General features: G+C 36.2%; 12 protein-coding genes and 1 riboswitch. Of the genes, 9 read left to right on the top strand and 3 right to left on the bottom strand.

Translation table 11 applies throughout. From position 1 onward, the window contains the following. The 3 genes from rplI to FEZ33_RS02155 all read left to right on the top strand — a co-directional run bounded on the left by rplI (position 1) and on the right by FEZ33_RS02155 (position 3,645). A complete protein-coding gene (gene rplI / locus FEZ33_RS02165) occupies positions 1–453 on the top strand; it encodes a 50S ribosomal protein L9 (RefSeq protein ID WP_138403754.1) in 453 nt (150 codons plus the stop codon). Positions 454–668: 215 nt separating this feature from the next. Beyond that, the gene (gene dnaB, locus FEZ33_RS02160) at positions 669–2,069 is read left to right on the top strand and encodes a replicative DNA helicase (protein WP_171031250.1); all 1,401 of its coding nucleotides are present in this window, start codon (positions 669–671) and stop codon (positions 2,067–2,069) included. Between the two features lie 238 nt (positions 2,070–2,307). Further along, the gene (locus FEZ33_RS02155) at positions 2,308–3,645 is read left to right on the top strand and encodes a hypothetical protein (RefSeq protein ID WP_138403753.1); all 1,338 of its coding nucleotides are present in this window, start codon (positions 2,308–2,310) and stop codon (positions 3,643–3,645) included. Positions 3,646–3,740: 95 nt separating this feature from the next. On the opposite strand, the gene FEZ33_RS02150 is transcribed toward FEZ33_RS02155, so the two are convergent. The 3 genes from FEZ33_RS02150 to FEZ33_RS02140 all read right to left on the bottom strand — a co-directional run bounded on the left by FEZ33_RS02150 (position 3,741) and on the right by FEZ33_RS02140 (position 8,494). Further along, complete coding sequence (locus FEZ33_RS02150; RefSeq protein ID WP_138403752.1) at positions 3,741–5,786, bottom strand: LPXTG cell wall anchor domain-containing protein; 2,046 nt, start codon at positions 5,784–5,786, stop codon at positions 3,741–3,743. A 160-nt stretch (positions 5,787–5,946) separates the two neighbouring features. Beyond that, positions 5,947–7,236: an adenylosuccinate synthase gene (locus tag FEZ33_RS02145; RefSeq protein WP_138403751.1), complete on the bottom strand. Its 1,290-nt coding sequence runs from the start codon at positions 7,234–7,236 to the stop codon at positions 5,947–5,949. Between the two features lie 310 nt (positions 7,237–7,546). After that, the gene (locus FEZ33_RS02140; RefSeq protein WP_138403750.1) at positions 7,547–8,494 is read right to left on the bottom strand and encodes a C39 family peptidase; all 948 of its coding nucleotides are present in this window, start codon (positions 8,492–8,494) and stop codon (positions 7,547–7,549) included. Between the two features lie 263 nt (positions 8,495–8,757). On the opposite strand from FEZ33_RS02140, the gene FEZ33_RS02135 reads away from it, so the two are divergent. From FEZ33_RS02135 to FEZ33_RS02110, 6 genes are all read left to right on the top strand, one after another. Continuing rightward, positions 8,758–9,093 (top strand): MerR family transcriptional regulator, encoded by a 336-nt coding sequence (locus tag FEZ33_RS02135; RefSeq protein WP_138403749.1) that lies wholly within the window; start codon positions 8,758–8,760, stop codon positions 9,091–9,093. A 27-nt stretch (positions 9,094–9,120) separates the two neighbouring features. After that, positions 9,121–10,464, top strand: a complete 1,344-nt coding sequence (gene glnA / locus FEZ33_RS02130; protein ID WP_138403748.1) for a type I glutamate--ammonia ligase — start codon at positions 9,121–9,123, stop codon at positions 10,462–10,464. Between the two features lie 108 nt (positions 10,465–10,572). Then, a riboswitch (TPP riboswitch) is annotated at positions 10,573–10,669 on the top strand. A gap of 108 nt (positions 10,670–10,777) precedes the next feature. Continuing rightward, positions 10,778–11,074: a thiamine-binding protein gene (locus FEZ33_RS02125; RefSeq protein ID WP_171031249.1), complete on the top strand. Its 297-nt coding sequence runs from the start codon at positions 10,778–10,780 to the stop codon at positions 11,072–11,074. After that, positions 11,043–11,831 (top strand): ABC transporter permease, encoded by a 789-nt coding sequence (locus FEZ33_RS02120; RefSeq protein WP_138403746.1) that lies wholly within the window; start codon positions 11,043–11,045, stop codon positions 11,829–11,831. The genes FEZ33_RS02125 and FEZ33_RS02120 overlap by 32 nt, the downstream gene beginning before the upstream one ends. Before the next feature lies 1 nt (position 11,832). After that, entirely contained in the window at positions 11,833–12,819 is a 987-nt protein-coding gene (locus FEZ33_RS02115; protein ID WP_138403745.1) for an ABC transporter substrate-binding protein, read from the top strand. A gap of 1 nt (position 12,820) precedes the next feature. Further along, complete coding sequence (locus FEZ33_RS02110; RefSeq protein ID WP_138403744.1) at positions 12,821–13,552, top strand: ABC transporter ATP-binding protein; 732 nt, start codon at positions 12,821–12,823, stop codon at positions 13,550–13,552. Positions 13,553–13,908: the final 356 nt, after the last annotated feature.

The following is a 13,908-nucleotide window of genomic DNA, read 5'->3' as shown; positions in this document are numbered from 1 at the left end:
ATGAAAGTAATTCTATTGAAAGATGTCAAGAAACAAGGTAAAAAAGGTGATGTGATTGAAGTATCAGATGGTTACGGACGTAATTATCTAATCAAGAACAACCTTGCTAAAGTAGCGGATGGTGCAGCTTTAAATCAGCTGAAATCTAAAAAAGAAGCTGAAGCTAGACTGGCTAAAGAAGAATTAGCTGAATCTAAAGAAATTAAAGAAGCCATTGAAAAAGAAGAGACAGTTGTTACGATTGCAGCTAAAACAGGTGAAGATGGTCGATTATTCGGTACTATCCCTTCTAAACAAATTGCAGAAGAGCTTGAAAAGCAATATAACATCGAGGTTGATCGCCGTAAGATCCAATTAGGTGAAAATTTAAACTCTTTAGGACGTTACAACGTTCCAGTGAAACTTCATAGTGAAGTCTCAGCAGATATTAAAGTACATATCGTTGAACAATAGTTTCATATGAAACATTTTAAGCATTTTAATAGTGTATTCATTTGGTATTCAAACCAATGAATACACTATTTTTATTGGTTTGAATTATTAAGATATGAATATTACTAAAAGGCTTTAAATAAAAGTTATTAACATGTTGATAACTATGAAAAAGGCTGAGAATTTGGTATGATTTATATACTTGTATTTAAGAGTGAATCGAGTAGAATATAGAAATGAAGAAAGAAGGTGAACCGTTGGAAAATAAACCAATGGATAGACAACTACCATATAATATAGAAGCTGAACAATCAGTGCTCGGCGCATTACTTATCAATCCTATTAAAGTAGGAACGGTTCAATCAATTATTGAGGAAGATGACTTTTATTTACGTAAACACCGCATTATCTTTAATGCGATGGCGAATATCTTCGATTCACCTGATTATGAACTTGATGCCATCACCTTAATTGATCGACTTACGAGTTATGGAGAAATTGAAAATGTAGGTGGCCATGATTATATAATTGAGTTAACCCAAACAGCACCAACAGCTGTAAACGTTGACCATTATGCAAAGATAGTAAAAGATAAATCAATCTTACGTAGTTTAATCTCAGCTAGTACACAAATAAGCCAGACGGCTTATGAAGAAGGTGATGAGATTTCTAATATCATCGAAAAAAGTGAGAAACTAATCTTATCAATTGGTGAAGGGAAGAATAATGACGGACCTGTCTCTATACGCTCGTTAATTTCAGATGCATTTGAGAACATTGTTCGATTATCGGAAGAGAAAAGAGACGTTGTTGGTTTACCAACAGGTTATATCGACTTAGATAAATTAACGAGTGGTTTCCAACCAGACCAATTGATTATTCTAGCTGCGAGACCATCCGTAGGTAAAACAGCCTTTGCTTTAAACATTGCCCAAAACGTTGCCACGAAATCTAAAATACCTGTTGTAATATTCTCACTAGAGATGGGTGCATTAGATTTAGTAAACCGTATTATTTGTGCGGAAGGTAATATACATGCATCTAATTTACGTACAGGACAACTTACCGATGATGAATGGAATAGTTTCACGGTGGCTACAAACACACTTAAAGATGCACCGATCTTTATTGATGATACAGCAGGGATTAAAGTATCTGAAATTCGTGCGAAAAGTAGACGATTAAAACAAGAAAATCCAGATTTAGGTCTGATTGTGATTGACTATCTTCAATTAATTGAAGGATCCGGTGGCGAAAGTCGTCAGCAAGAAGTATCTGAAATTTCTCGTCAATTGAAGAAATTAGCCAAAGAATTAGGCGTACCTGTCATTGCACTGTCTCAATTATCTCGTGGTGTGGAACACCGTCAGAATAAACGACCTATCTTAAGTGATATTCGTGAGTCTGGATCGATTGAGCAAGATGCGGATATCGTTGCCTTCTTATACCGTGAGGATTATCACCAACAAGAAGGTGATGAAGAACCAGTTCAAGATGATGATCTGCCTGATAATACTGTTGAGGTTATCTTAGCTAAGAACCGTGCAGGAGCTAGAGATACAGTTCGCTTATTATTTAAAAAGGAATATAATAAATTCTCAAGTCTTTCATTTGTACCCGAACCACCCATGATGTAACTTACAATGAACTCTTTCTAATTAAATTTAGAAAGAGTTTTTTGTGTTTAACTCGATTAAAGTGGCGATTAATCAGTTTAACCACTATTTAAATAGGTGTGTAAAGTAGTAAAAAACCGAATATATGTTCCACGTGAAACTTTATAGTGGGAACATGCGTTCTTTTTGTTATTCCTTTCTCTTTAAGCTGGTTTGTATTAAACTTATAATATATTACATTGAAAGCGGAGGTAACAATATGGAGACGGTCGAAAAGAATCATCAAAATGTTGTAAGCAAGTTAAAATTGAACACTTTAACTCTTCTATCTTTTTTTATTGTGTTATTTGCTTTACCAGTTAGTACGAATGCTACTACAATTGAGTCGCTTGATAGCATAGACTATACTCAAGCTGATCACACACAAGTAGTCGAAGCTGAACCTGTTGATGAAGCCATATACGAAAATATAGATACTGATACAACGATTTATCCTCAAAGTGACTATACGTTGATTGAAGCTGAATTGCCAAGTGATCAAGTATCAATTAATGAAGACAATTTATTTACTGATGAAGCTCTACTGCCATTTGCTCAGACGGATGAAGTTTATAATTTCGTTCACTTTAATGCGTATAAAGATACATATAGAGATATAGCCACTTATATTTCATATTACATCTATTACTCGGCTGACCCCGAAGATCATTATTTAGTCGCACCCATGAATTTAACTACTGACGTTGTCGATTTATACAATTATAGTGATTTAATCGCGATGCAACGCTTGGATATTAATCATAAACTTAGACAAATTTATTTTAATGAATATTCCGAAGATTTAGTTGAATGTTACGAATTAAAACAAATGATTCCGACTTCAGTGTATGCCGATGCTAAAGCTTCAATGTTACGTGCTGAGGAATTATATAGCCAAATTGATTCGGAAAGTGATGATTATGATTTAGCTACCGAAGTGATTGAGATTGCTCGAGAAGAATTTAGTATTTTAACAAATAAATATAATAATGGACATCTAGAAGAACCAGTTTTACATTATTTTATCTCTGATCAAATCGAAGATGATGCTATCTTAGATGAAAATATCGCTTTGATTGAAGAGGTTGTTGAAACATTACCGAGTGAAATCAAACGCCGACTTTCAAATATTTATGTTTTAGCGGAAAGCGAAATGCCACCTTCAGAAACACCTGGATTTACTTTACATGGTTTAGCTAAGGATGATGGGACAGTATATTTTGTAGGGGATAAACCAATCTATAAAAATCTGATTTATCATGAATTTGGTCATACGTTAGATTTTGCTAGCTATGCATTAATCGATTGGGATAAAGAAATAGAAGATTCTTGGTCAACGCAAGATGATTGGCAGGCCATTTATGAAAGTGAATGGGCAGATGAGGAGTCTTATTACAATTCAACCATTGAATCATTTGCAGAAGGCTTTGGTGTGTATTCACTGAAGTATTTCTTAGATGAAGAACCCGATTTATCGGCTTATCCAGATAGTTCGCTTGAAGATAGACCTGAGACAGTTGCATACTTTGACCAGTTATTCGAAACATTAGACTACTAAACAAATGAGTAAACAAAAATACCCTAAGCACTCTTTAGTCTCTCAACTATAGAGTGCTTAGGGTTTATTTAATTCTATTTATCTATCGATTTGTCTTAGTTATTATGACGACGTCCAGAGATGAATAAGTAAATACCTCCACCGATTAAAGCTAATGCAGCTACAATAATAAGCCAAATTGAACTATTTTCACCAGTGTTTGGTAAGTTTTCTTCATTCTCTTCTACGGATGAACTGATAGATACATCAACACTTGATGATTCTTCATTGTCATCACTTGAAGGTGTTTGAGAACCACCACCGTTGACTACATCTGGATATCTTTCAGTTAAGTAATTAGTTACATCTACATAATTCACTTCACCAGATTCATTCGGTTGAACAGCCCATAGAATATCTTCAAATTGCATTTGATCAACTTGATCTTGAGTGATAGTTGTATTTTGAATGATGTTGTTTTTAGCTTCAACAACTAAATCATTAAACATGTCTGGATACATTGTTACTAACTGTTGGAAAATGTAGCTAGGTACTTTTGCATCAGCATTCTTAGCTTCATTGTACCATTCAGCGAATGTACGATCACTAAATTCATTCAAGATAGCATCTGTTGTTGGTGTTTGATTAACGACAGCTTCACGAACAGGAGTAATTGCACTTGCTAATTGATCATCACTGAAATTCACGTAACCAGCAATTACAATTTCATCGCGTAAAGCAGTTAATTCTTCTGAAGAAGTACTTTCAGTTGAAAGTCCCAATCTATCCATCAAACTAGTAATATGTTCATCACTAAATTGCTTTAATTGTTCCATCGTTAAATCAGTTTGACCGACTAATTCTTCACGGTAAATATCTAAAACACTTGCTGGTTCGGATTCACTTGAGTCAGATGATTCTTCTTCATCAGAGGATTCCTCATCAGAAGACTCTTCATCGGATGATTCTTCGCTTGAAGAACTTTCATCTGAAGATGTTTCTGCATCATCAACAGTAATACCGTAATTTTCTTGCATTGCTAATGCCAAGGCTTCCATGTCTTCTGCGTTATTTTCTTGGAAGACTGAAAATTCTTGCCATAGTAATTCAGCATCAGGTACTTCTAATAACTCTTCTTCATTTAAGTTATAATCCGAAACTAAAGCGTCTCTAAAACGACTGGCTTCAGGACCAAAGACTTCTGGGTTATCGTATACAGCTGTGTTATAAGCTCCACCAATATCAGTACCTGCTTGATTTCCTTCACCTACCATACTTACTAAGTAAATGTCATCAAGTTGGTCTAATTGTTCTTGAGTTGCAGGTGTTGATTCAATGAATGCTTCACGAATCTTAGTAGCAACTGAACCGACCTGTTCATCGGTAAAGATTTCAGGATTTAATTCGATGATTTGGTCGCGGACAATGTCCATCGTTTCTTGAGCGTAATCTCCATTTTCAGCAGTTGTTTTAATCGGTGCTAATTCTTCCTCAGTGAATTGACTGAATTGCTCTTCTGTAATATCAGTATATTCCAAAATCGCTGCTTCAAATTCATCTTCAGGTGCTGGAGTTTCACCATTCCCATTGTCTTCGCCATTTTCTCTTTCAGTACGACGTTCGATGTAAGCATCACGTGCTTGGGTAATTTGTGGCACGATTGATTCAACAGCAGCTTGCTCGTCATCGTTATTTTCTAACAATGCGTTCGTATACCATCCTAAGATGTCACTAGGTAAAGCCGTGTTTAAATCTGAATAGCTATATTCTGAATAAGTAGAAATAGCCTCTGCTGCTTCATTATAAGCTTGTAAGTCCTCACCTGTTAAAAGGTTTAATTGAGGGTAATCGATTGCTAACTGGTTATACATTTCTAACCATACATCCAGTTCAGGATTCGATTCTGCTTCAGTATTTTTTGTAGTATATAAATCAACTAAATATTGATCCTCTACTTCTAATAATTGTTCTAAGTTAACAGGTTGAACGCCCGCTAAGTTATTTTTTATTTGAACGAGTAATTCTTGGTCCACCTCTGTTGTTGTTTCTTCTTGGGCATGAACGGTTTGACTCGTTGGTAGTAAAGCATTATTTCCAAGAGTAGTTCCTGCTCCGATTGCTAAAGCACATGTAGATACTAATAATAATTTTTTTAATCTCATTTTGCGCCCTCCTCTATCTGTTAATTCCATCATACGCTGTAAATGTGAATTTTTATCGAAGGAAAAATGTGGAATTCGCCATTTATTTTGTGAATATTGTATTAAATTTAAAACAAAAAAGAGCCAGAGGTTATATAACCACGGGCTCTTAAAAGGGAGTTTATCCCCAAACGCTATCTAAAATCATTGTTTGTTCACGGTCAGGACCAACAGATAAAGTTGCAATCTTAACTCCAACTAATTCACTGATGCGACGAACGTAGTTACGTGCATTTTGCGGTAAGTCTTCAAGTGATTTCGCCCCTGTGATATCTTCTGACCAACCAGGTAATTCTTCATAAACTGGCGTACAGTCAGCTAGAACTTTTAGACTTGCTGGGTAATATTCAATACGTTCACCAGCAGAAGTTTCGTAAGCAGTACAAATCTTAACTGTCTCTAAACCAGTCAATACGTCGATTGAGTTTAATGATAGATTTGTAATACCTGATACTCGGCGTGAGTGACGCATAACAACTGAATCAAACCAACCTACACGACGTGGACGCCCTGTAGTTGTTCCGTATTCTCTACCTACTTCACGAATTTGTTCTCCAACTTCATCAAACAATTCTGTTGGGAATGGTCCATCTCCTACACGTGATGTATAAGCTTTACATACACCAACGACTGTATCAATTTTTGATGGTCCTACTCCACTACCAATCGTTACCCCACCAGCTACTGGGTTTGAAGAAGTAACGAATGGATATGTACCTTGATCGATATCTAACATGACACCTTGAGCACCTTCGAATAATACACGTTTACCTTCATCAATCGCATCGTTTAAAATGACTGATGTATCAGTAACATACTTCGCAATTTCTTGACCATATGCGTAGTATTCTTCGAAAATTTCTTCAAAAGATAAAGGTGAATTGTCATAAACACGCTCGAATAATTTATTCTTTTCAGCTAAGTTTACTTTTAAACGCTCTTTAAAGATTTCTTTATCTAATAAATCAGCAATACGGATTCCAACACGAGCAGCTTTATCCATGTAAGCTGGGCCAATCCCTTTAATGGTTGTTCCGATTTTGTTATCACCTTTAGAATCTTCTTGAAGTTGATCCATTAAGATGTGGTAAGGCAAGATAACATGAGCGCGTGAAGAAATACGTAAACTACTTGTATCAACACCTTCAGCTGCTAAATAGTTCAATTCTTTAACAATTGACTTTGGATTCACGACAACACCGTTTCCGATAACACTGATTTTACTATTATCAAAAATACCTGAAGGGATTAAGTGTAATTTAAATGTTTTACCATCAAATTGAATCGTATGCCCTGCATTGTCTCCACCTTGATAACGTGCAATTACTTCAGCGTTATTACTTAGAAAGTCAGTAATTTTACCTTTACCTTCGTCTCCCCATTGTGTTCCTACAACTACTACTGATGTCATTGTTAGATCTCCTTTTTATATAATAATATTTCAATCTTGAGCACAATATGTCTCCGCGCGATACATAACATCCCGACTTCTATATTATACCTCATTATCTTTGCAACGTCTTTTGTTAATTCAGTTGGTAAGATGAGATTGAATAATATTTCGCCTTCAATCATGACATTGATGGCGTATTTATCTCAAAGTCTAATAATATCATAATGCCTATAACAATAAAACAAGCAAATGTTGTTACTCAATAAATCACTTGTAAAAAAAGAAACATCCATCCCAATTTTTTGGAATGGATGTTAGATTATTTAAATTATTTTGAGAAAGACCAGTAATTGATTCCTTCTGCGAGTAACACTTCTTCATCAATGCCTTGGATACTATACATTTTTTGAGCATCATCATTTGGATCATTGACGTAGACTTGACCGTTTTCGTAGCCACGAATGACAATTATGTGACCAACTTCTGTAAAGAAGCCTGGTACGACAGAGGCAACAATTAATTCACCGTTGTTTACAGCTTCCATTGCGCTATAGAAATCATTTCCATAGTTATAAAAGTCGTAATTATGTTCAACCGCAAAATCATGGAAGATTTGCCAAGATGTTCCGGCATTATCTACCCAATATTTTTCCTCGCTCCATTCAAGTATTTCTTTTGGATTCACTTCACGATTCTCAAAAGCAGCATGAACCATGGCTAGAGACAGGATTGCACAGCCATTTTCACCCAGTTGTTGGGTTGTATTACTTCCGTATTTTTCTGTTCGCCAGTTCGCATCTTTTTGTAGATACAATGGAACATCAATTTGGTTTCCAGTTGCAGCAGCTGTGTTTTCTGCTGGATAATCTGGTAAGAATAAGTAACCAAGTTCTTCCACATCAAGATCATTTGCATGGATGGCCGCAAGAATCTCGTCTTGGGCTTGAATTAAGTTTCCATCAAATTCTGTTTGGGTTAATTCAGCAATCGTTTCTTCCATTGCTTTATCTTTAGGCGAGTATGTACTCAGTGTTTCTGCCAGAGTGGCTGGTGTTTCGATGCTTTCATCGGGGACACTTTCAGTCTGTTGAGAAACAACGGGCTCAGTTTGTAAAGAAATTAACTCTTCTTGAGTAGATTGTTGTTGGTGCTCTGCAATAATTGAATTATTGTTCGCAGTTAATTTATTTAAAAGTATAATTAAACTTAAACAAATGGCAATGAATATAAGAGAGCCAATTGTTGCTATTGGCGTATAGTTACGCGTTTTTGGCATTTCAAAAACTCCTTTTAAAAAAACATTTCTAAATAAAAGAATACGCTAACTGACTCGAGAATACCATAGGAAATGTTGAATATTTGAATAAAGTAATGAAAGTTTAATATTCTGTTCATAATTTCAAAAGCTAAATGACTGTATAATAATAATTATTAGTCTGGGATTCATTCATGTGATATTTCTTTACAAATAGTGTTATAATATGTTTGCGAGAGCTTTTTAATCGTCGTATAATAATTTTCTAAGAGAGGAGAATGGTGATGGCAAGAAAGGAATTTCGTAAGTCACTAGCAGTTTTTCCAATAGGTACGGTTATGGAGTTGACGGAGTTAACCGCTCGTCAAATTCGTTATTACGAAGAACAGGGATTAATCGAGCCTCAACGTAGCGAAACCAACCGTAGGCTATACTCTTTAAATGATGTCGATCGATTACTGGACATCATTGACCTAATGGATGAAGGCATGACAATTAAAGGTATTAAAAATAGATATCGCTTTAGTGACAGAGTATCTAAAAACTCAGTACCTCTAACTGACCAAGATGTGCGACGTATCTTAAGGGATGAACTAGATTTTCAATCTAGATTCGAATAACCTATTAAAAGAGAGGATTTTGAAGCAATGACAAAATGGACGAAAGATCGTATTATTGCTGATGCGCATGAGAATAACGTACACTTTATACGATTAATGTTTACGGATATTAGAGGAACAATTAAGAATGTTGAAATTCCTTTAACACAGTTAGAAAAGGCATTAGAAAATAATATGACATTTGATGGCTCATCAATTGAAGGATTTGTACGTATTGAAGAGAGTGATATGTATTTAATTCCTGATTACGACTCTTGGATGATTTTTAACTGGGATGTCCCATCAGATGGTGGACGCATTGCTTGTTTAATCTGTGATGTAGATACAACTAAACGAGAGCCTTTCTTAGGTGACCCTCGTGGGAATTTAAGACGAGTGTTAGATAAGATGGAGGCTTTAGGCTTTTCTTCATTCAACTTAGGCCCAGAACCTGAATTTTTCTTATTAAAACTGGATGAAGATGGTCGACCAACGATGGATTTAAATGACGATGGTGGCTACTTTGACTTTGCACCAACGGATTTAGGCGAGAACTGTCGACGTGATATTGTGCTTGAATTAGAGCGTTTAGATTTTGAAATCGAAGCAAGTCACCACGAAGTAGCGCCAGGGCAACATGAGATTGATTGGAAATATAATGATGCGATTCGCGCCTGTGATAAAATTCAATTGTTTAAATTGATTGTTAAAACAGTGGCCCGTCGTCATAATTTATATGCAACATTCATGCCTAAGCCTATCTATGGTGAGAGTGGATCTGGAATGCACTTTAACGTTTCTTTATTCGATAAAGAAGGAAAAAATGCTTTCTTTGATGAATCGACTCCAGATCAATTATCGAAGGATGCTCATTACTTTATTGGTGGTTTAATTAAGCATGCAAGTGCTTATACAGCCATTTGTAATCCATTAGTGAATTCTTACAAACGATTAGTTGAAGGGTATGAAGCACCAGTATATATTGCTTGGAGTGAGAGAAACCGTTCTCCACTGATTCGTATTCCTTCATCACGTGGAAATTCAACGCGTATTGAATTAAGAAGTGTGGATCCTTCTGCGAATCCTTATCTAGCTTTAGCAGTAATCTTGCAAGCTGGTTTAGATGGGATTGAGAACAAGATTGAACCACCAATGCCAATTGACCGTAATATTTATACGATGACTCCAGAAGAGCGTATGGCTGAAGGGGTTTTTGACCTGCCATCATCACTTAGCGAAGCCATTGCTGAATTTGAAGCGAGCCCAATTATGAGAGATGCTTTAGGCCCACATATTTCAGGTAACTTTATCGCTGAAAAAACAATGGAATTTGAGTCATATAAAAAACAAGTAACACAATGGGAATTAAATAAATATTTAATGATGTATTAAATTATTTGAATCAGCTCGAAGGACCTATTTATCTGGGTTCTTCGAGCTTTTTTGATGGAAAAATGTGAATCCGGTTGCACATTGTTTATGAATATGCTAAACTTTCTACTATAACACAAGGGGTGCTTCGGCTGAGATGGGATTACCTGAACTCTATGAACCTGAATGAGTTAAGACTCGCGTAGGGAAGTGAATAAGTAAAGTTTATGTATATTGGTGCAGTATGCAATTTGTGCGAATATATCTTTATAAATATCACTCAACCTGCCTTAATTCAGACACTTTGTGTTGTGAATATGAGGGAGGTTTTTTTATGGTTAATTGTAGTATTGCTTTACAAATTTTACCGCTAGGTGCATCGCAAGAAGCGACACTTGAAGTGGTTGATTCTGTCATTGCTTTTATAGCATCAAAGACGGATAACTATGAAGTGGCGGCGTTTGAGACAACGATTCAAGGTGATTATGATACTTTGATGCCTATCTTAAAAGAGGCGATCGAAATCGCTTCTCAAACACATCACAAAATTTTTACTAACGTCAAAATTAGTTATGATGCGAAAGGGTCAGTGTTAACGATTGAAGATAAAACTACAAAACATCGCCACTAAATATGCTTCATGGATCTTAGGTCTGGGGCTATTACTGCTTTGGGAAGTGGCTGCTAGAGTTGGTTGGTTACCTGAGTTTATTATTCCCGCACCAAGTGATGTCCTAATCGCTTTGTGGCAAGACCGAGTGAATTTATGGATGAACAGCCGGGTGACACTGATTCAAGCGTTTATTGGTCTCGCTATAGGAATTTTCCTCGCTTTCTTTTTAGCGATTATTATGGATGTGATTCCTTGGTTGAACCGAGCCTTATATCCAATGTTGGTGGTTACACAAACCATTCCAACTGTAGCAATTGCACCGATATTAGTGCTTTGGCTAGGTTATGACATGACACCAAAGATTGTTTTAGTCATTTTAACGACATTATTTCCCATTATTATTAGTATATTGAACGGCTTTGCTAACGCGGATAAGGATGCGATTCAATTACTCCAATTAATGGGAGCAAATCGTTGGCAGATATTACGTCATGTGAAGTTACCGTCGAGTATGTCATTTTTCTTAAGTGGCTTGAAGGTCAGTGTGTCTTACGCTTTTGTGAGTTCGGTTGTCGCTGAGTGGCTTGGTGGCTTTGAAGGTTTAGGGGTTTATATGATTCAAACCAAACGTGCCTTTAGCTATGACAAGATGTTTGCGGTCATTGTTTTAATTTCGTTATTAAGTCTGTTCTTTATGGGTGTTGTATCTTATATTGAAAAATATTTAACACCTTGGCGTTTTAATCAAAAAAAGAAAATCAGAGGAGAAGAATAATATGATGAATTATTTCAAGAAAATGCTTGTTGCTTTAATCGTTAGTATGTCAGTATTAATTCCTATGAGTGCATCGGCTCAAGCCAGTCAGATTGAGTTTATTTTAGATTGGGTACCGAATACAAATCATACCGGATTATATGTTGCTTTAGAAAAAGGGTATTTTGAAGAAGCGGGCGTGGAAGTAACGATTCGCCGTCCACCAGAAGGCAGTACGACTGAATTAGTAGGTTTGGGTCAAGCTCAATTTGGCATTAGTTTCCAAGATTCTTTAGCTACACGTCTAGCAGGAGGTTTACCTGTAACAGCTGTCGCAACAATTATCGAACATAATACAAGTGGTATTATTGCTAGAGAAGACAGCCAAATTACAAAACCGGTGGAGATGGAAGGTCATACTTATGGAACATGGAATGATCCTATTGAACTGGGAATGTTAGAGCATATTATTAATAACGAAGGCGGCGATTATTCACAAATCGAATTAGTCCCTAATCAAGCAGATAATTCCATTGTTGGTTTAGCCAATTCGATGTTTGAATCAGCGTGGGTTTATTACGCTTGGGACGGTATAATGGCTGAGAGCCAGGGCGTTCCAACGAATTTCTTTTACTTCAGAGATTACGCAGAAGAATTAGATTTCTACTCACCAATAATTATTGCAAATAACGATTATTTAGCGAATAGTCCTGAAGAAGCGACGCAAGTAGTTCAAGCCATCAAACGCGGTTATCAATATGCAATCGAGAATCCAGAAGAAGCAACCGATATTCTCCTGAAACATGCACCGGAATTAGAAGGGCAACGTGATTTTGTTCTTGCTTCCCAAGAATGGATTAACGAAGCCTATACAAGTAAACCAGAACAATGGGGTTATATCGATGAAGAGCGCTGGAATGCTTTCTACACATGGTTATACGAAAGTAACTTAACGGAAGTTGACTTGACTGAAGGGACATACTTTACGAACGAATTTTTAGGAGAATAACATGTTATCAATTCAAGATGTTGGTTTTCGATACGGGAATCGTCAAGTACTAAAAAATATTAACATTCAACTTCAAAAAGGGGAGACCGTTGCCATTATTGGCCCGAGTGGGGTTGGAAAAACAACCCTTTTTAACCTCATTGCAGGAATTATCGATGCCCAACAAGGTCAGATTGAGTTGGATGGATCCAAAGAAATTAAAGGTAAGATAAGTTACATGCTTCAAAAAGATATGTTGTATCCGCATTATACTGTCATTGAAAATATTATGTTGCCACGGATTATACAGGGTGAAAGCAAGAAACACGCACGTGAGCATGCGTTAGAATTACTCGATATCTTTCAATTTAAAGAATGGGCGAATTATTATCCCCACGCCCTAAGTGGTGGGATGAGACAACGCGTGGCTTTTATGCGAACAGCTGCATTTGACAGACCATGGCTATTGTTAGATGAAGCTTTTAGTGCTCTTGACGCCATTACAAGACGTCAACTTCATCAATGGTTTATGAATTACCGCGAGAAGATGGGCTGGTCTTCATTAATCATTACCCATGATGTAGATGAAGCTTTAATCTTATCGGATAGGGTTTATATTATTAAAGGGCAACCCGGTGAAATTACATTTGAGTTGCACGTCGACTTTAAAAGCTTTGATGTTGAGAAAATAATTTTTGAACCTGAGTTTATCGAAGCCAAACGTCAGTTACTTAATGAATTAAAAGAAGTATAAAAATAGCAAGGCGCTGAGGTGACCCCCGAAAGTTAGAGTTAAAAATCTAACTTTACGGGGGTCGTTTTTGTGTCACAAAAGTATTCATATGAATTCAAATTATAGGTTGTCGAAGAGTATCTAAATGGGACATTAGGTTACACCTTACTCGCTAAGAAACACCATATTTCAACGACAAGTTTGATTGAAAAATGGGTTAACCAATTCAAAACCAATGGGAAAGAAGGCCGACGAATTTACAATTTAAGTGCAACAACAATAATAAAATAAAAAAAGATCCATAGTTTTCCTATAAAATAGATGTACCAACCAACTATTAGAAGGAGAAAGCTATGAATCCATACACACATCTTACC

Origin of the sequence: Ruoffia tabacinasalis, from assembly GCF_005864045.1 — a bacterium.
In the GTDB taxonomy this organism is placed as follows: Bacteria; Bacillota; Bacilli; order Lactobacillales; family Aerococcaceae; genus Ruoffia; species Ruoffia tabacinasalis.
The sequence above is the reverse complement of the archived record's forward strand: the minus strand, read 5'-3'. Positions and strand labels throughout refer to the sequence as shown.

Excerpts from the sequence above, each read along its gene's own strand:
- dnaB (WP_171031250.1), top strand. The coding sequence starts at position 669 with ATGAAGAAAGAAGGTGAACCGTTGGAAAATAAACCAATGGATAGACAA.
- FEZ33_RS02140 (WP_138403750.1), bottom strand. The coding sequence starts at position 8,494 with ATGCCAAAAACGCGTAACTATACGCCAATAGCAACAATTGGCTCTCTT.
- FEZ33_RS02115 (WP_138403745.1), top strand. The coding sequence starts at position 11,833 with ATGATGAATTATTTCAAGAAAATGCTTGTTGCTTTAATCGTTAGTATG.
- FEZ33_RS02125 (WP_171031249.1), top strand. The coding sequence starts at position 10,778 with ATGGTTAATTGTAGTATTGCTTTACAAATTTTACCGCTAGGTGCATCG.
- FEZ33_RS02150 (WP_138403752.1), bottom strand. The coding sequence starts at position 5,786 with ATGAGATTAAAAAAATTATTATTAGTATCTACATGTGCTTTAGCAATC.
- rplI (WP_138403754.1), top strand. The coding sequence starts at position 1 with ATGAAAGTAATTCTATTGAAAGATGTCAAGAAACAAGGTAAAAAAGGT.
- FEZ33_RS02135 (WP_138403749.1), top strand. The coding sequence starts at position 8,758 with ATGGCAAGAAAGGAATTTCGTAAGTCACTAGCAGTTTTTCCAATAGGT.
- FEZ33_RS02145 (WP_138403751.1), bottom strand. The coding sequence starts at position 7,236 with ATGACATCAGTAGTAGTTGTAGGAACACAATGGGGAGACGAAGGTAAA.
- glnA (WP_138403748.1), top strand. The coding sequence starts at position 9,121 with ATGACAAAATGGACGAAAGATCGTATTATTGCTGATGCGCATGAGAAT.
- FEZ33_RS02110 (WP_138403744.1), top strand. The coding sequence starts at position 12,821 with ATGTTATCAATTCAAGATGTTGGTTTTCGATACGGGAATCGTCAAGTA.
- FEZ33_RS02155 (WP_138403753.1), top strand. The coding sequence starts at position 2,308 with ATGGAGACGGTCGAAAAGAATCATCAAAATGTTGTAAGCAAGTTAAAA.